Annotated in this window: 18 protein-coding genes; 2 read left to right on the forward strand and 16 right to left on the reverse strand. The window is 51.4% G+C overall.

Annotated elements, in window-relative coordinates; genetic code table 11:
- Nucleotides 1–409 precede the first annotated feature (409 nt).
- Both cmk and C5S62_RS10810 read left to right on the forward strand, forming a co-directional pair.
- Nucleotides 410–1,108, forward strand: a complete 699-nt coding sequence (gene cmk / locus C5S62_RS10805; protein WP_104405389.1) for a (d)CMP kinase — start codon at nt 410–412, stop codon at nt 1,106–1,108.
- A 56-nt stretch (nt 1,109–1,164) separates the two neighbouring features.
- On the forward strand, nt 1,165–2,043 hold the full coding sequence (locus tag C5S62_RS10810; protein WP_104405390.1) for a 4-hydroxy-3-methylbut-2-enyl diphosphate reductase: 879 nt from the start codon (nt 1,165–1,167) through the stop codon (nt 2,041–2,043).
- Between the two features lie 208 nt (nt 2,044–2,251).
- Here the strand turns inward: C5S62_RS10810 and C5S62_RS10815 are convergent, their stop codons facing one another.
- From C5S62_RS10815 to C5S62_RS10890, 16 genes are all read right to left on the reverse strand, one after another.
- Nucleotides 2,252–5,179: an N-acetylmuramoyl-L-alanine amidase gene (locus tag C5S62_RS10815; protein ID WP_104405391.1), complete on the reverse strand. Its 2,928-nt coding sequence runs from the start codon at nt 5,177–5,179 to the stop codon at nt 2,252–2,254.
- Nucleotides 5,180–5,302: 123 nt separating this feature from the next.
- Nucleotides 5,303–5,875 (reverse strand): 1-acyl-sn-glycerol-3-phosphate acyltransferase, encoded by a 573-nt coding sequence (locus C5S62_RS10820; RefSeq protein ID WP_104405392.1) that lies wholly within the window; start codon nt 5,873–5,875, stop codon nt 5,303–5,305.
- 98 nt (nt 5,876–5,973) lie between these two features.
- On the reverse strand, nt 5,974–6,237 hold the full coding sequence (locus C5S62_RS10825) for a hypothetical protein (protein ID WP_104405393.1): 264 nt from the start codon (nt 6,235–6,237) through the stop codon (nt 5,974–5,976).
- Between the two features lie 45 nt (nt 6,238–6,282).
- Complete coding sequence (locus C5S62_RS10830; protein WP_104405394.1) at nt 6,283–6,828, reverse strand: 2-oxoacid:acceptor oxidoreductase family protein; 546 nt, start codon at nt 6,826–6,828, stop codon at nt 6,283–6,285.
- Nucleotides 6,829–6,843: 15 nt separating this feature from the next.
- Nucleotides 6,844–7,641 (reverse strand): thiamine pyrophosphate-dependent enzyme, encoded by a 798-nt coding sequence (locus C5S62_RS10835; RefSeq protein ID WP_104405404.1) that lies wholly within the window; start codon nt 7,639–7,641, stop codon nt 6,844–6,846.
- 115 nt (nt 7,642–7,756) lie between these two features.
- Nucleotides 7,757–8,044, reverse strand: coding sequence for a hypothetical protein (locus tag C5S62_RS10840; protein WP_104405395.1), 288 nt, complete (start codon nt 8,042–8,044; stop codon nt 7,757–7,759).
- 21 nt (nt 8,045–8,065) lie between these two features.
- Nucleotides 8,066–9,142: a 3-methyl-2-oxobutanoate dehydrogenase subunit VorB gene (locus C5S62_RS10845; RefSeq protein WP_104405396.1), complete on the reverse strand. Its 1,077-nt coding sequence runs from the start codon at nt 9,140–9,142 to the stop codon at nt 8,066–8,068.
- 53 nt (nt 9,143–9,195) lie between these two features.
- Nucleotides 9,196–9,423, reverse strand: a complete 228-nt coding sequence (locus tag C5S62_RS10850) for a 4Fe-4S dicluster domain-containing protein (RefSeq protein WP_104405397.1) — start codon at nt 9,421–9,423, stop codon at nt 9,196–9,198.
- A gap of 57 nt (nt 9,424–9,480) precedes the next feature.
- The gene (locus C5S62_RS13955) at nt 9,481–9,762 is read right to left on the reverse strand and encodes a hypothetical protein (RefSeq protein WP_223301225.1); all 282 of its coding nucleotides are present in this window, start codon (nt 9,760–9,762) and stop codon (nt 9,481–9,483) included.
- A 702-nt stretch (nt 9,763–10,464) separates the two neighbouring features.
- The gene (locus tag C5S62_RS10860; protein ID WP_104405398.1) at nt 10,465–11,214 is read right to left on the reverse strand and encodes a hypothetical protein; all 750 of its coding nucleotides are present in this window, start codon (nt 11,212–11,214) and stop codon (nt 10,465–10,467) included.
- On the reverse strand, nt 11,195–12,007 hold the full coding sequence (locus tag C5S62_RS10865) for a metallophosphoesterase (RefSeq protein WP_104405406.1): 813 nt from the start codon (nt 12,005–12,007) through the stop codon (nt 11,195–11,197). The genes C5S62_RS10860 and C5S62_RS10865 overlap by 20 nt, the downstream gene beginning before the upstream one ends.
- A 176-nt stretch (nt 12,008–12,183) precedes the next feature.
- Entirely contained in the window at nt 12,184–14,586 is a 2,403-nt protein-coding gene (locus C5S62_RS10870; protein WP_104405399.1) for a polysaccharide biosynthesis tyrosine autokinase, read from the reverse strand.
- 279 nt (nt 14,587–14,865) lie between these two features.
- A complete protein-coding gene (locus C5S62_RS10875; RefSeq protein ID WP_104405400.1) occupies nt 14,866–15,384 on the reverse strand; it encodes a ferritin in 519 nt (172 codons plus the stop codon).
- 333 nt (nt 15,385–15,717) lie between these two features.
- The gene (locus tag C5S62_RS10880) at nt 15,718–16,176 is read right to left on the reverse strand and encodes a biotin/lipoyl-containing protein (protein WP_104405401.1); all 459 of its coding nucleotides are present in this window, start codon (nt 16,174–16,176) and stop codon (nt 15,718–15,720) included.
- Nucleotides 16,177–16,213: 37 nt separating this feature from the next.
- The gene (locus C5S62_RS10885) at nt 16,214–16,477 is read right to left on the reverse strand and encodes a hypothetical protein (RefSeq protein ID WP_104405402.1); all 264 of its coding nucleotides are present in this window, start codon (nt 16,475–16,477) and stop codon (nt 16,214–16,216) included.
- 80 nt (nt 16,478–16,557) lie between these two features.
- On the reverse strand, nt 16,558–18,111 hold the full coding sequence (locus tag C5S62_RS10890) for an acyl-CoA carboxylase subunit beta (RefSeq protein WP_104405403.1): 1,554 nt from the start codon (nt 18,109–18,111) through the stop codon (nt 16,558–16,560).
- Between the last annotated feature and the right edge of the window lie 15 nt (nt 18,112–18,126).

An 18,126-nucleotide genomic window follows, 5' to 3' on the forward strand; every position in this document is an offset into this window, starting at 1 on the left:
AATTTAACACTTTTCTCAAAATTCATGCACCGTGTTTTCGGCTTGACCCGTTTTTTCCGAAAATTCTCTGTATTCGAATTCAAATTCCCCGTATTCGTGTTAAAAATCCGATACGGACTTTTTCTTTTCCACTACTATCAACCTATATTTTAACACTCTGAAGTGTTGCGGAAAGTTAAAAACGTTAAAGTGGGAAAGCGGTAGGGCGGGCGTGCCGTCGAGGTATGCCCAATAGGGGAATCGGTGGGGAGCGCATAATTGGACCGTAATGATGGCCGTTTCGTTTATATTGTCTAACTTTGCCTGACGATGCTTTTCGAATCTGGAGCTATTGCGGCCGACAAGGTGCCACGCGGCCTGGAAGAGACGGCATTCACCCGCTATTAACAGATAAGTAATTGTTGACGCAATGAGAAAAATTATAGTGGCCATCGACGGGCATTCGTCGTGTGGCAAGAGTACCATGGCCAAGGACCTGGCCCGTGAGGTTGGTTACATTTATGTGGATACGGGGGCAATGTACCGTGCCGTAACGCTTTTTGCGCTTCGTCAGGGGCTGTTCTCGCCCGATGGAGGCATTGATGCCGCACGTCTCGAAACGCTGATGCCCGAAGTGACCGTCAGTTTCAGGCTTGACGAAGCCACCGGCCTGCCGCTGGTGTGCCTGAACGGCGAATGCGTGGAGCGCGACATCCGCGGTCTGGAGGTTTCGGCCCATGTCAGTCCGGTGGCTGCGTTACCCTTCGTGCGCGAGGCTCTTACGCGCCAGCAACAGGCCATGGGGCGTGAGCGGGGCCTTGTGATGGACGGGCGTGACATCGGTACTGTGGTGTTTCCTGACGCTGAACTCAAGGTTTTCGTAACGGCATCGGCCGAGGTACGCGCGCGCCGCCGCTATGACGAGCTGGCAGCCAAGGGAATGGCGGCCGACTATGATGACATCCTTCGTAACGTGCAGGAGCGTGACTACATTGATTCCCACCGTGAGGTGGCTCCCTTGCGTCAGGCTCCTGACGCGCTCCTGCTCGACAATTCCCTGCTGACGGTTGCGCAGCAGAAGGCATGGCTGATGGAACGGTTTAAGGAAAAAACAGATGACATGGCATGAGGCATGTGCACCAGATTGCGGTGTGGCTGTAGCGGTAGGTTTCAAAAAGAAATGATATGCTCACGATAGAAATTGATGACAATTCGGGATTCTGCTTTGGTGTGACCACGGCCATCGGTAAGGCTGAAGAGGAACTCAAAGCCGGACAGCTATACTGTCTGGGGGACATCGTGCACAACGGCAGCGAATGTGAGCGCCTACGGTCGTTGGGGCTTACTACCATTGGACACGAGGAGTTCTGCCGCCTGAGGAACCGGAAAGTGCTGCTCAGGGCCCACGGCGAGCCGCCTGAGACTTATGCCATAGCCTCGCGCAACGGCATAGACATCATTGACGCCACATGCCCCGTGGTACTGCAACTGCAACGGCGCATCAAGCGCGTTTACTCTGAGCCGGAACGGCCTCAAATCGTTATATATGGCAAACGCGGACACGCTGAGGTGATGGGGCTTGTGGGGCAGACGGGAGGTGAGGCGATTGTCATTGAATGTGTGGAAGAGGCCGGCCGGTTGGATTTTTCGCGCAGCATCTGCCTTTTTTCACAAACGACCAAGCCGCTTGAGGGCTTTCGGCAGATTGTGGACTACATTACGGTCCATATACAGCCGCCGGCCACGTTCCGATATTTCGACACCATTTGCAGGCAGGTGGCCAACCGCCTGCCTAACATACGTGCCTTTGCCGCCCGCCATGACGTGATTATTTTTGTGTGCGGTCTCAAGAGCAGCAACGGGCGTGTGCTCTACGAAGCCTGCCGGCAGATTAACCCGAGGGCTTATCTCGTTGACACGCCGGCAGCCCTGAAGGCGGAATGGTTTGATGGGGCTGGAAGCGTAGGAGTATGCGGTGCAACGTCGACTCCCAAATGGCTCATGGAACATTGCCGGACTGCTATTGCACGTATGGCCGGTACGCACCATTCGCGGGAGGAATAAAAGGACAGGCGGGGCGTATGTTCATGCAGAGGGATACTTGATAAGAACAAAACTGAGCATTGCTTTTTCAACCACTCAGGTCGGTTGAAAAAGCAATGCTCAGTTGATGATATGTCTCAGGAAAGAGTCCGGGAGCGGGAAGTAGTTCTTCGCTATCCCTTATAGCCCCTTTGCCGTAGGATCGCGCAGTCTGTTACTATGCCGGTGGTCACTTGTCTGTGAGAAAACGGATGATGGCTCCCATGGCCATGCCTCGCGTTGAGGATTCGGTGATGCTTTCGAAGGGGAATCCCATGGCTATCACGCGGTAGTCGTGTCCGGCATAGGCTGTGCCGGCCGATAGTCCGCCGCCATAGGCAAAGGCGGAGAATGTGTTCTTGCCTGAAGGCAGGATGACATCGGGCGCGGTAACAGCATATCCCTCCGCCGACGGCGTGCGGCGAATAGGTATTACGAGGTTAAGGCCGCGTACGTAGGTGGTAGAGTCTGAGCGGGCTGTACCGGCAGGTATATATTTGAGAACATCGGTGGCAAAACGGCGTTCGTCTTTTTGCATAAGGTCGCTGCCGATGTAGCTGCCGCTCACGAGCAGGCTGCCGCCCTTGTGGAGGTAGCGGGTGAGGAGCTGGCGCGTTTCCCTGTCGAAAGTTTTATAGGGAAACAGGTTGTGGGGGACATCGCGTTGCAAACCGCAGATGTAGTCTATCATGTGATAGTTCTCGGGGTTGACGGATCCGTTGAGAAGGGCCTCTCGGCTGCATGATGAGAAACTGTAGTCGCCGGCCGCAGCTATGTCTTGGCCGTGAAGTAAGGGGTAGTTGAACGTGTTGCCGGCTAGGATCTTTCCTGTCAGTTCTGTGCCGCTATATCCCAACGCATCGGTTCTTTCCTCTGCCGTTGAGGCGGCGTTGAAGTTGAACTGACGTCCGGAAAAGGCGGTGGCATATCCGTAGGCAACGCCCAAATCTTCATCGAGGTCAAAGCCCAGGCTGTCATTCCTTTCAACCCACGCCGGCCCGCTCAGGCGGTCAAAGCCGTTGACGATGAGAATCTGTTTGGCTACTGCCGTTTGGGCACGGCGCAGACTGAGAATTTCGGAAGGGAAACTTTCGCCTCCTTGATTGACGGCGGTTACTTTGAAAGCATAGGTCGTTCCGGCATTCACAGGGAACGTTATGCGTGTAACACCGCCTTCTATCAATTTCCCGTTGTCGAAACCGCCGTCCCCGGTTTTTGTGTAAACCACATAAGCCGATGGGCGGGCCGATGGCTCTAGAGGGTCTTCCGTGGGCTGCCAGGAGAGTTCGGCCATGCCGTTTTCTGTGAGTCTGGCGGCGAAGGCATGGGGCGGAAGTGGTTGTACGGCATAGTCCTTGACACTGTGAAGGTTGTTGACGTAGCGTAAAATGGCTTTGTACACAGCGCGGGACATGAAGAACTTGAACGTGGGATCGTGGGCATACTTCATGTCGGTGAAGTTCTGGTGTGAGAACATTTCTAGTATGGCTGAAGGCACATCGGGAGTACGGGTCTCAGCATAATTACGGTCCCAGATTTCACGTTGCGTCCAGGTGGTGGAAAAAGTCTTGGAAAGGTCTGACGATACCGTATTAAGAAGCGTGGCGGCAAAGTCGTGGGAGGCTTTTCGCGACATGCCGGGCGGAAAGGTTGTGGCGCCAAGCCCGTCTACCGTAGTGCAGATTGCCAATGTACCGTAGATGCCGTTCTCGCGATTGACGCCGGCATCGCTGTGTACGGCCAGAGAGAGTTCGAAAGGAATGCCTTTGCCTTCAATGCCGTTCATGTAAATACTGCCGCCGCCGAAATTGTTTGTCAGATAGGATCTGCTGCGAAGGTCATCGTTATAGTCGTTTGAGGTGTTTCCACGGCGGAAAAGACTGTCGGGCAACCCGCTCCATTGCGCCTGATAACGGGCACTCTCAAGGAAACGGGGCACGGCACTGGTACCGGATGTCTCGCGTGAGGTTTGCCCCATGCCACCACCAAAACGTACGCCATCGGCAGTCACAACACCGCTAAAGTTACTTTGGTTGCTCAGAACGACGCAACCTTCGCGGCGAGTGCCTTCATTAAAGTCAAAAGTACCGAGATAAACCCATGTGCCGCCGCCAAATTGTTGATTGATAATAAAATGGGTGGATCCACCTTTGTGGAATACTGTGTAGTGGGCATCGGGCACACTGTTCGGGAGCGAGGCATAGCTGACATAAACGGCGTAACGGCCGGTGCGTGGTATGGTGGGTATCCATGCGGCTTGCGACAGGCGGGACTGATGCGCTACGGCGGATATTTGGCGGACAGTGCCTTGCAGGAATGGTTCTATGGAATCGTTGAGAACGGTGGATAAAGTTGCAAAACCGCTGACACCGTCAACGGTAGACCAGCCGTTAGACTTGTCGGCTGATGTCTCTTCATAAATGCCCGAAGCGGTTTTGGCATCGTTGTCGACTACGGCCTCGGCAGTCTGTATGTCGCGCTCACGTGCCGTGAATACTATCGCTCCGGCGTTTTCAAGCATTGGAATGATGTAGGGGAAGACGAATGACTGTGTTAGCAAGTCTTCTGCAGTGCAGAATAGAAAAGGGCGTTGCCATAGCCAACGCCCTTCTTTGTAGTAACGGCCGTGGCTGGCATTTACTACGAGATGGCGGTTGGCTAATCCATGTGTTATTTTGTAAGGGCGGGAGATGTTTGTCACCCAGGGTTGACCGGTATAGTCTATGCCTTCCCATAGCCGTGAGCGGTCTTCGTTGCCGGTGCGCAAGGTGTTGGGGATGAAATCCTCTATCGTGCGCCCTTTTTTGTCGCTGATGGTGATATGGTAGTTGTTATAGGGCGAAGGCAATTGTCTTTTTAAATCCTTGTAGATTCGAGTGATGCTTTCCGGAGTAAAAAGTTGGGAGCAAAAGGATTCGTTGGCGTATATTAATAAGGTGCGGTTATTGTTGTCAACCTTACTGCTGTCGGCACGCATCGGGTTGCGGGGGGAATAGCCGGAGAGGCGGTAAGCCGTGAAATATTTACCGACAGCCTCATGTAATTCCGTGTCGTTCTGCGCATGTACGGAATTGATGATAAGAATAAGGAATAAAAGGAACTGGTATATTCTTTGCATAGTGGGAGGTTTTTGTGTTGTTATAACGTCTTATTGACGATTTTTTTGTGCTGATGCTTTTACCTTTTCTGATAACGCGCATTGCCGCTCCCTTTGTTTCTGCAAAAAACAGTTTGCTTTTGTTCAGGTTTTCGTGTCGGGAATTGTTTCTTCCACGGCGAATTTTTCCGGGTGGAGTCCTTTGTAAGGCCGATAATAGTCCATGATTTCCCGCATGTCATTTTCTATATTTCCTGATGGTAATATTGTTTTTGTGCAGACTATTGTTTTGTGCTCATAGTCGATGGCATAGAGCATGATGGGTAGGGCGGCTTTTTGGGCAATATAGTAAAAACCTCGTTTCCAGGTTGTTACGCGTGAGCGGGTACCTTCTGGCGTTACTGCCAGTTCCAGATGTGAGACTGTCCGTAGGCGCTCGGCCAGCAAATCGGTCATGCTGGTGTGGCGGCTACGTTCTACGGGTACGCCTCCCATGCGGCGGAAAATAGGGCCAAGAGGCCAGAAGAACCATTCCTTTTTCATGAGGAAACCGGCACGGCGGCCAATGGCGCGATAATAGAGTTGTGCGATAATGAAGTCCCAGTTGCTGGTGTGGGGTGCAACGCAAATGATGCACTTGTCGTGGTGTGGCACGGTGACGTGCTCTTTCCAGCCTAGGAGCTTGAATAAGATGAAGCGGCTGATTGGATGTGACATGAAAGCCGTGGAATTGATTTTTTTACAAGCATTAAAAGTTTACGCCGTCCGAGTGTTGGTTAAACGTTTCGGGAGCATAAACTTCTAACGCGTATTTGTCATGCCTTGATGAGGCGTTCGCTCAAATCGCAGACCTTGGCTGCAAATTCTTCACGTAGTTTTTTGTAGAAGAGTTTCTCTTGTCCTTTTTCCGTATGGCTGATCCGGGCAACGTAGTCGTTGTGTAGTTCCAGTATTTCGGCCATGATACGGTCGATTACTTCCTGCTGGCCTTGTTGGCACAGGCTGAGCATCACACAGTCGGCCAATAGTTCGGATGTTACGGCTTTGATGCTTTTTTTGAGATGTTTTCGGTTTGCCATGTTGAGTTGTTTTAATCACGGTATGGCCGTGAGCTTTTTTCTTGTTTAGCCATTGAGTTGCGGCAGCTCCATTCCTTTGACGATGGCTTGTTCGTTCATAGGCAGGAGGTTATGGTGACGTTCTGGCAGGGTTTTCCTCAGGGCCTGCATAACGCTTTCAAGTTTGACTATAGGATGTATTTTCAGCAGTCCGCCCAATACGAACATATTGAAGCATTTCATCATTTTCATTTCGCCGGCTGTTTCCATGGCGTTGATATGGTAGGCTGCTATGTCAGTTCGCGTGGGTTTGTCGAGAATACCGAAACTGTCGTAAATGATGTCACCACCGCTTTTTACCTTCGGCTCGAATTTGTCGAGAGAGGGCTGGTTCAGAACGATAGCCGTGTCATAACTGCTGAGGATAGGTGACGAAATTTTTTCATCGCTGACGATGACGGTAACGTTAGCCGTTCCGCCCCGCTGTTCCGGACCGTAAGCGGGCATCCATGTCACTTCCTTGCCTTCCATGAGTGCGGCGTAGGCCAGGATTTTGCCCATGGAGAGCACGCCTTGTCCGCCGAAGCCCGATATGATAATTTCCTGTTTCATGTCAATTGGGAAAAGTTATTCCTTGTCTTTCAAATCGCCTGTATGGTAGAAGTCAAACATGTGCTGTTCCATCCATTCGTTGGCTTTCACGGGTGTCATTTTCCATCCGGACGAGCATGTGCCTACTATTTCCACCAGATTGGACCCTTTGCCTGCCATGGAGCATTCGAAGGCGTGGCGGATGGCCTTTTTCGCCTTGCGGATGGCTGCTACGTTGTGTACGCTCTGACGTGTGACGTAGGCAGTTCCTTCAAGTTGTGCCGCTATTTCTGTTATCTTTATCGGATAGCCGTGGAGTTCGGCTTCGCGGCCGTAAGGACAAGTGGCTGTTTTCATGCCCATGAGTGTGGTCGGTGCCATCTGCCCTCCCGTCATGCCATAAATGGCGTTGTTGACAAAGATGATGGTGATGTTTTCGCCCCTGTTGAGTGCATGTATTGTTTCGGCCGTGCCGATACATGCCAAGTCGCCGTCGCCCTGATAGGTGAATACAAGGCGGTCGGGCCAAAGGCGTTTGCAGGCTGTGGCCAGGGCCGGTGCGCGGCCGTGGGCGGCTTCCTGCCAGTCGATGTCGATGTAGCGGTAGGCAAAGACGGCGCAGCCTACGGGGCTGATGCCGATGGTTTTTTCCTCCAGACCCATTTCGGCGATGACTTCAGCTATAAGTTTGTGTACCACTCCGTGGGAACAACCGGGGCAGTAGTGCATGCTGACATCGTTCATGAGTTCCGGTTTTCGGTAGACCAGATTTTCCGGACTGATGATATTCGCGGCAGTTCCGTTGGCAATGGCCGGCTTGTTTTGTTCGTTCATAATGAAGGGGTGTATCATGAAGTTGGCCGTTCCGGAAGGCTTGCCTCCCCAGGGTCTGTTCCCTTGGTTGTGGCGGCTGACGGAATGTCATTCCGGTAGTCGGCTGTTGTTCTTGTCAGTATCTCTTTCGCGGCTGCTGAGGTTTTTTGAGCAGGTCGGGCATGCGCAGCAGGGCCTCGGCCATTTTAACAACCACCGCCAGCAGACCAAGTATGTAACACCACATGGCGTCTTCGCGGCTGTCCCAGTTGACTGCTATGCCCACCATGGCCGCAACGGCCATAATCATGAACACGGCGTTGAGCACGTTGCGCAGGAACAGGTTGCGGCCTGTCCGGCGCCTTTCGGGCTCCCGTTCCGGGTGTTTGAGGCGTTCCAGTATGTCGTTGTCGTTGTTCTGCATGTGTGAGCGTTTTTGGCGGATTCAGAATTTGCCCAGTTCCGTTACGATTTCGTCGGGGTCGGGCACTATGCCTCCCAGGCGGCCGTAGTGGTGTACCGGAATGCGGCCTTCTACCGCCGCGCGTACGTCGAATACCATTTGTCCGGCATTTATCTCTACCGTCAGGATGCCTTTGGCGTGAGCGGCCAGGGCGGCTATCTCCTTAGAGGGGAACGGCCATAAGGTGATGGGGCGGAATATGCCGACTTTCAGGCCCTGCTTGCGGGCTGTTTCCATGGCCTTCTGGGAAATGCGGGCGGCTGAGCCGAATGCGACGATGATGAGGTCAGCGTCATCGCAGTTTATCATTTCGTAGCGTACTTCGTTGGCTTCTATTCGCTTGAATTTGGCCTGTAGGTGCAAGTTTCTTTGCTCCATGATGGCCGGATCGAGTTCCAGCGATGTGATAACGTTCACGCCGCGTTGGCGGAGACCGTGTCCGTTGGAGGCCCACGGGCATTCCTGCGCTATTTCCTCTTCCGTGCGTCGCGCCTTGAAGGGCGGCAGCACCACTTTCTCCATCATCTGTCCGATAACGCCGTCGGAAAGCATCATGACGGGAGTGCGGTATTTGAAGGCCAGTTCAAAACTTAAATCCACGAAGTCTGTCATTTCCTGCACGGAGTAGGGAGCCAGCACAATGACGTTGTAGTCGCCGTTGCCTCCGCCGCGTGTAGCCTGGTTGTAGTCGCTCTGAGAGGGCTGTATGGTGCCTAGTCCGGGGCCGCCCCGCTGTACGTTGACGATGAGGCCCGGCACTTCGGCTCCGGCCATGTAGCTGATGCCTTCCTGCATGAGGGCGATGCCCACACTCGACGAGGAGGTCATGACGCGCTTGCCCGTACCTCCGCCGCCATAGAGCATGTTGATGGAGGCTACTTCGCTTTCGGCCTGCAGCACCACCATGCCGGTGGTTTCCCACGGTTTCAGTTCGGCCAAGGTTTCCAGCACTTCACTCTGCGGTGTGATGGGGTAGCCAAAGTAGCCGTCGCAGCCGCAACGTATGGCGGCATGGGCTATGGCTTCGTTGCCTTTGAGCAATAATATTTCGTTGTTCATTGTTACTGGCTTTTAAAAGCGGTGAGCGGTGAAAGGGTAGACGTCCGGCGGGGTCAGTCCATTTTTTTTCTATAGACGGTGATGCATCCGTCGGGACAGACGATGGCACACGAGGCACAGCCGATGCAGGCGCCGGCCACGTCGCGGCAAAAGGCATAACCTTTGTGGTTGACTTCGCCGGTTGTCAGTGCCAGTGTATGTGTGGGACAAGCCGTGACGCAGAGATTACATCCCTTGCAGCGTGCCTCATCCACAACGATAGCTCCTTTTATTTTACTCATTATATGTAAGTGTGTCGGTAAGTAATGTCCGTTTTCAGTCCGGCCTTCATTTTCTTCTCAAGGGTTGTAGAGATCCTTGTGGTAGAAGTCCAGAATGTCTTCCAGCATGCCCCGTGCCTCGGCGGCCGGGCTTTGCGGATCAAGCTGTTCGGCCTGCATGAAAGCATTCATGGCTTTGTGCCACACGCCTGCTTTCATGTATGCACGCCCCTTGAGGTAGAGCAGGCCGGCTCTGTCTGCTTCATCATCGTGTGCCATGCGTTCGTCTATCATGGCGAGGGCGGCAGAAGTGTGTCCGGCGGCTATTTCGGCCTTTATGGGGTCATGTATTGTTGCCATACGCTCCTTGTTTTAAGCTAGGACAAAGTTATGTTTTTTTTCTTGGGTGGGGGAAAGTTTCCGGCTAAAAGTTTCTAAAAAAAACAGGCAGAGGACACGTTGGGCGTTGTTTTAGCGTAGTAACATTCTGCTATGCAGGTGTTTGTGATTTTTAAGAAACCGCTGGACCTATTCCTTTAATCTATGGTGCGGACGTGGTGATGCCGGCCTCTGTAGGAGGACATGCCGGAGGTTTTTTGTATACCGGACTGTGTGGGGGAGGTGATGCCGTCTGCCTGTCTTAACCGGAGGCCGGCGTTTGGGTTTTCCACTGCCAGAATGAGGGACACCGGCGGATGGAGGAGAGAGGATGAGGAAGCCCGTAGACTTTAACATATTTAACTTTCCGCAACATTTCGGAGTGTTAAAATATAGGTTGATAGTAGTGGAGGAGAAAAAGTCCGTATTGGATTTTTAACGCGAATACTTGCATTTTAAATTGCAATACGGACATTTTTTACAAGAAATACTCCGTAAATAATACCGCAATAGCCTGATAAACATACAAAAAGCGGGACTTTCATCAAGGAATGTCCCGCTTGGCTATTACAAAGATACGGAATTTTCAGGCGGAAAGCAAATTATGTTAAAATGCCGGTAGCTTGTTTTTCTCATGGAGGATAGGCACGTTGCCGGCCGGTAAAAAAAACAATGGGGAAAGCCTTAAAACAATTCCATGCGCAGACCTAATGCCAACGAAAGGATGTCGGTGAAGCCAACGTGTCTGTTAGGGACAGACGAAACGACATAGAGGTCGCAGGTGCTGAGTTCGTAGTAAAGGGAGATGCTCTTGCTGAAGTTACGGTGGCGGCGCGGAATATTGTAGCGCAGACGCTGGCCGATGAAGACATTGTAGCGCAGTTTGGTGTTGAAGCCGTAATAGCCTTTGGTGTATTTCGACGGCTGGTGACGCCAGAATCCTTCTCCGAAAATAGTACTGGCGAAAATGCCCGTTGTCAGCGGCTCCGCTTCCCAGCGGTGACTCCCGAAAAGAGGGAGAAGCCAGGGCACGAAACGTTGCTTGGCTGTCAGTGTCTGATGTTTCTCGCTGCCGTTGCATTTGGGTACATATCCCCATAGCAGCTCTGTTTCCCATCGTTTGCCGCGACCGTAGTGCCAGCCGACACCAAGAGCGCAGACGCCTATGCTGCCGGCAAATTGCACCGTGGTCTGGTTGGGGGCCATTTTGGCCCAGTCACGTTTCATGCGGCTGGTGTGCCGTTCGTAGGCTGTCTGTTTTTTCTTTTTTACGGTCGGGCTTGGGAAGTCCGGCTCTGAAGTTTTGGACGGCAGAATGGTATCTGCACCGGCGGTATGCGTGAGAATGGGCGTATCGGCTGTTGCCGGCCCGAAACTCGCTGCCGGACAGGCGGGAGAGACTGCGAGCAGGCATTTAATAAACCACCACTTCATAGCGTACACCTCCTTTCTGCGTGAGGGTGAAGACCAGATATTCGCGCTGTTTGGCCGAGGCGCATTCGTAATATGTCACACCGTCGTCGAAGGGTTGGAAAACGGTGGTGGAATGGCGGTGACCGCTGAGGCAGAACTGTAGACCCGGATAGGTTTTGAGTTCGTTTTGGAAATGTTCTGCCACATTGTTGTTGAACTGGTCTGTGAAGGGGGCCGCATGCATGGCTACGACTGTGCGCCGCACATTGGGAGGGAGGCTTTCGCTGTCTCTCTTGAGAAACGAGAAATCGGGAACGGGAGTGGAATAGTCGTATTCCAGAGCATTCGTGTCGAAACAGGCAAAATGTGTGTCGCCGGCAGTGAACGAGAAGTTGGGATGGCCATACATGGCATTGAAAACATGGGTGCCGTTGGCCAGACAGTCGTGGTTACCGATCAGACAGACGTATGGCGGGCAAAGTTTCTGCAACTCGTCACGCATCCACTCAAACTCTCTGGTGGCGCCGAAATCGGTCAGGTCGCCACAGTGAATGACAAAATCAATGTCGTTGCGGGCATTGATGCTTCTGACGGCTGAGGCTGTCTCGTCATACCAGCGCTGTGTGTCGCTGATGACGGCAAAACACAAAGAGTCGCGTCCGGCCATAGCCGCTTCTATACGCGCGATGTTGTCGGCGTTAATGTTGCGCGCTCCGTCAAAATCGGCACTATAAGGATGATAGTCTATTATTTCACAACTTTGTAACGTGATAGTTGCTAGAATATGAATTAAAGTCAGTTTCCAAATCTTCATGGATGCAAAGTTAAGGAAAAAGCAATATGGTGGCATATCCTGTTTTTCTGTTTCTTTGGTCACTAAATACAAAAGGTCCCGTAATGCGCCGCACTACGGAACCTTTTGTATTTCAATTGCCCGGGGAGGACTCTCCGCCGTGCTGACAGTCTCTTGCTGAGAACCGTTGATCGTTTTTATTTTCTTCGGAAGATGCCGAATCCTTTCTTCTTTTTCTTCTTCTTTTCATAGCCATAACCGTATCCATAGCCATAACCGTATCCATAGCCATAACCGTATCCGCGTTTAACATCGGAGTCGTTGATGACAATACAGAGGTTGCGGAATTTCTTGGCCTGATACATCTTCTCCAGTTCGGGCAGGAATCCACGGTCTTGTACGCCGACACGAAGCACGAAGATGGTGAGGTCCGCTACGCGGTTGACAATACCGGCATCGGCCACGGAAAGCGTCGGCGTGGTATCAATGATGACATAGTCGTAAAGACGCTTGGCCTCATCGATGATATCGTCAAGCTTGTCGCCCATGAGAAGCTCTGCCGGGTTAGGTGGCATTTTTCCGGCCGGTAGGAAGTCTACTCCAGTATTCTGGACGTTCTTCAGGATGCAGTCTTCCAGTTGTAATTCGTTTTCTTCGTCAATGAGAAGAGCTGTCAGACCGGCACTGCTGCCAAGCGCTTTGGTTGTGGTGCGTTTGCGGATGTCGGCATCTATGAGCAACACACGCTTTTGGGCACGGCTGAGGATATAAGCCAGATTGGTGGAGATGAAACTCTTTCCCTGACCGGGAGTGGAAGATGTGACGATGTAAACTTTTGCGCTGTGGCGCATGAAGTTCAGACCATAACGCAACACACGGAAACTTTCCACAATCGGCATGTCTGAACTGACATCTGCGATGAGTGCACGCTCGTTGCCTTCGTCCCATCGGGGTATATCGCCGGCGATGGGTATGGTGGTGGCGTCTTCTATTTCCTTACGGGTTGATATAGTCACATCAAGCATATATCTTATCCACAGCACCAAAGAAGGTATGAAGAAACCTATGATTACGCTGATAACCAGGATGATGTTACTGCGGGGACTGATTGGGAGCGGGCTTCCCAGCGGGCCTTCTACCAAGCGTACATTGGCCTCGCTGATGGCCATCTGAAGGGCTACTTCTTCACGCTTGTTGAGCAGATAGGTGTACAGCGTGTTCTTTAATTCAAGTTGTTGCTTGATGTCTAAGCCTACTTTCTGCTTTTCCGGAAGGCTGCCCACCTGACTGTTGATGGCAGCTTCGTTCTGACCGGCTTCTTTCAATTCCATCTCCACGGATTTGACGTAGCTTTGGATGGAGGCCAAAAGGGAAGAACGCATTGAGGCAAGACGGTTGTCGATCTCGCGGATCGTAGGAGACGTCTCGCTGGTATTTCCGGCTATGCGGTTACGTTCAAGCATCTGATTGTTATACTCTCCGATGAGAGGAGTGAAAGAGGCTTCCGGCAATGAAAGCACAGGCACCGTTTCGTTCCGTTTGCTGCTGTTCTGGAGATACTGTGTGAGATAACGCGCTACGGCAACCTGGGTTTCCAGTTCAAGGCGCTGTTTGCGGGCTGCACTGCTTTCTGTCAGATACATTTGGGCGCTTTGCTCAAAGTCCGTCAGTTTGTTGTCACTAAGGAATTTTGCCATCTGGTCGCGTGAGGCGATACGCTCACCATCAATGATGCGGATACGTTCGTCAATAAAAATAGCGGTGTTATTGGCTACGCGGTTCTTATTGGCCACGATATCACGTTTGTAAGCATCGAAAACAACATTGATGATATCTTCGGCACGCGTCTCGTTAATGTCCTCACAGCCTAAAATGATCAGCGAACTTTCCTTTTTATCATATTCGCCGGCGCTGAACTGTTTACAATAAGAGGCTGCGGCCATTTTCTTTGGCAGGCGTGTTACTGTAACGGTCTCGCCTGTCGGCATTTTGTCGATATAGGTGTCGGCTATGAGATGGAGGTTGCCAAGCGGGGTTTTTTTTGTTTCGCCAACAGCAATGCTTACTTTTCCTTTGTATTTGTCTTTTCCTCTTTCAAAATTGGAAAGAGCAAATTTGCGGTCGCCGGTTTTCACTACTTCAAACTTCTCCGGTCTTTGACATTCAGAGGAGAACTCTATCCGGAAAGGGCGGTTACGGTAGAGCGACACTTCGTGAAGTGATTCTTTGATGGTATAATCCACATCGAGGTGCAGACTGTCTACCACGCGCTCCATGATGCGTTGTGAACTGAGAATGAAGACTTCGTTCTTGAGGTTATCGCCTACGCTAATTCCATTGAGCTCCAAAAGAGTGTTCATGCTACTGCTGGCTTTACGGCCCATAGCTGAACGCCCGTCGGTATCTTCAAGAAGTATGACGGCTTGTCGCTGGTAAATCCGCGGTTGGCATTGCAAATACAGAAACCCTAGTGCGGCGCACGCGATAACGGAAAAAAGGAACCACACCCAATGGGCTTTCAATTGTCCCAGACAGAGACGTAAAAGTGGAATAAGTTGTGCTTCTTCTTTTTCGATAGTGGCGTTGTTGGTATTCTCCATTCTGTAAATTTTGAATATTAAAAAATAACGTTTATATCACACATAAGTATGTGGAAATAACGCCCTTACATTTTAGTAAGGGTGCACTATCTCCCTTGCTATTGTAGTTTCGAGTACAAAAATAGGATATTTTTGCCATATAAGGTATTTTTTTGTAATAAATATATGTTTTGCTCTGTTGATTAACATTCGTAAACGTAAGGAACGCGCTTGAAAAGGCGCGTTCCTTACGTTTATGTGCAATGATTGACCGATAAAAAATTATCAGTAACTGATATTTTATTTCTCTGTCAGCAGGGAGGCCGGTGTGTAGGCGCGTGATCCCAGTTCTTTGTCGAGCATGTAGAGACCGTAACCATTATCTTTTATCATTCTGATGTTGTCGATAATGGTCTGTGCATTGTCTTCTTCTTCAACTTGTTCATCGATGAACCATTTGAGCATGCTTTGTGTGGCAAAATCGTTTTCCTGCAAAGTCAGTGCGAAAAGATTATTGATAAGTTCTGTTACTTTTTGTTCGTGTGCGAGCGTGCTTTCAAATACTTCGAGTATGGAATTCCATGTGGTTGGAACCGGCTCGATAGCTTGAAGCGTTACTTTGCCGCCGCGCTGTACTATGTAATTGAACAGAATTTGGGCATGGTCCTGTTCTTCTTTGAATTGTACTTCAAACCATTTACCCATGCCGTTCTGGCCTTGGGCGTGACAGTGGGCTGCCATGGACAGGTATAGGTAGGCTGACCACATTTCGGCATTGATTTGGGCGTTGAGCGCCTTTTCTACTTTTTCGTTAAGCATAATTGTACTTTTTACAAGTTTGTCTTCTTTCTTGCAAAGATACGAAGAATATTGCTAACTCCCAAATGTTTAAGTATTGCTCTTCGTTAATAATCGGTAATAACTGTTTTGCTTTTATGGTGTGGAGTTGAGTTTTCAAAATAGATTTATTTGTATTCCTTTACCTGTTTGATGTTTGTTTTCTATTGCTTCGGTTTGTGGATGTTGAAAACGAAAAAAAGAACATGCGATATTCCCATGATTGTTTATTGTGTCATGGAGATATCGCAGTTCTCTGGAGGTGAACCACCTATTGGTGTTCTTTTCTTTTCGGGGGAATGAATTTTAAGGTAATCAGCCGATGGTGAGCAGAGTCGTGCCTTCCATAACACTGTCACCTGCAGCTACGCATATACCCGTTATTGTACCGTCTGCCTCTGCTGTGATGTTGTTTTCCATCTTCATGGCTTCAAGTACAAGAACCGTCTCGCCTTTTTTTACGGTTTGTCCAACGGTGACGGGAACTTTTGTCACAACGCCGGGGAGCGGAGCTTTTACTGGGGCGCCTGTTCCCGGGCCTGCGGCAGCGGCGGGTGCCGGAGTTTCTGCCTTCGGTGCGGCCTGTGCCGGAGTGGCTGTGACTGACGCTTCATCGGCCACCTGAACGGGAAGAGCTTCTTCAACGAGGGAAGAGCCTTGCATTTCCACTTCAAAAGGAATGCCGTTGACTTCAACTTTGGCAATGTTGCCGGCGATGCTGTCGATGGTTACATCATATTGGGCACCGTTTATTTTATATTTGTATTGTTTCATTGCTGTGGGTATGTTTTATTTTTGGGAGTAGATCCTATCAGATGGTGGTCATAAGCAGTGACGGATGGCTCCAGTCGCTGTTGCGGCTGGCTAGAGTAATGACACCCGGTTCCTCGTCGTGTACAATCTCCACTTCGTGCTCAATGAGCGCGAGAGCAATTACGGCCGCGTAGGCGGGCATTTCGCTTTCTCCTACCTGAGGATGCCAGCCGTCCACCAGAAAGTCAGCTATGGTTCCTTGTTTTTCGTCAAGACGGATGCAGAACTCTTTGCCACCGATGGTATATTTGAATGTCTTCATTTGGTCTGTTGTTTTTACCCGCCGGCAGTCCTGAGGGTCAAAGAACTTTCAGGTTGCCGGCCGGGGTGTGACATTTTGTTTTACAGAGGCAGGTTGCCGTGCTTGCGTGCAGGGCGGGTCTCGCGCTTGTTTTCAAGTTGTGCCAGAGCGCGGCAAATGCGGAAGCGGGTGTTACGCGGTTCGATAACATCGTCCACGTAGCCGTATTCGGCTGCCTTGTAGGGATTGGTAAAGAGGTCGTTGTATTCCTTTTCCTTTTGTGCGAGGAAAGCCTTGGGATCTTCGTGGTTCTTGGCCTCTTTGGCGCTGAGGATGGCTACAGCGCCGCTGGCGCCCATTACGGCTATTTCGGCCGACGGCCATGCGTAGTTGAGGTCGGCCTTGAGCTGCTTGCAGCCCATTACGATGTGACTGCCGCCGTAGCTTTTGCGGAGTGTTACGGTTACTTTGGGTACCGTGGCTTCGCCGTAAGCGAAAAGCAACTTGGCGCCGTGGTCGATAACGGCGTTGTACTCCTGACCTGTTCCGGGAAGGAAGCCCGGCACGTCGACGAGGGAAACGATGGGGATGTTGAAGCAGTCGCAGAAGCGCACGAAACGGGCGGCCTTGCGCGAGGCGTTGCAGTCGAGCACACCGGCGTATACGCTGGGCTGGTTGGCCACCACGCCTACGCTTTGTCCGTTAAAGCGGGCGAAGCCGATGATGATGTTGCGGGCAAAGTTGCGTTGCACTTCGAGGAACTCGCCGTTGTCCACCACTGCGCCTATGACTTTGTACATGTCGTAGGCCATGTTCGGGTTGTCGGGAATTATTTCGTTGAGGCTGTCTTCCTTGCGGTCAATGGGGTCGGTGCATTCCATGCGGGGAGCGCGCTCCATGTTGTTCTGGGGGATGTAGGAGAGCAACCGGCGGATGAGTGAGGCGAACTCTTCCTCTGTCTTGGCTGTGAAGTGGCACACGCCGCTCTTGGTGGAGTGTACGCCTGCGCCGCCGAGGTCTTCCTGCGTCACGTCTTCTCCTGTCACTGTCTTGACTACCTTCGGACCTGTGAGGAACATGTAGCTCACGCCCTCTAGCATCACTACAAAGTCGGTGAGGGCAGGGGAGTATACGGCACCGCCGGCGCAGGGGCCGCAGATGCCTGAGATTTGCGGCACTACTCCCGAAGCCTCAATGTTACGTTGGAAAATATTGCCGAAACCGGCCAGTGCGTTGATGCCTTCCTGAATGCGTGCGCCGCCCGAGTCGTTGAGACCGATGCAGGGAGCTCCCATTTTCATGGACTGATCCATGACTTTGCAGATTTTCTCAGCCATGGTCTCGGAGAGCGATCCGCCGTTCACGGTAAAGTCCTGTGCGTAAACATATACAAGGCGGCCGTTGATGGTGCCTGAGCCGCAAACCACGCCATCGCCTAAAAATTGTTTCTTCTCCATGCCGAAGTTGTGGCAGCGGTGGAGTTTGAACATATCCATTTCTTCGAACGAACCTTTGTCGAGCAAGAGGTCGATACGCTCGCGGGCGGTGGCTTTGCCTTTGGCGTGTTGTTTCTCAATAGCAGTCTCGCCGCCGCCGAGACGCGCTTTCTGGCGCAATTCGACGAGATTTTTGACTTTCTTCAGTTGTTCACTCATAGTCTTATGTTAAAA

This window comes from Prevotella sp. MGM2 (assembly GCF_002933955.1).
Classification (GTDB): domain Bacteria; phylum Bacteroidota; class Bacteroidia; order Bacteroidales; family Bacteroidaceae; genus Alloprevotella.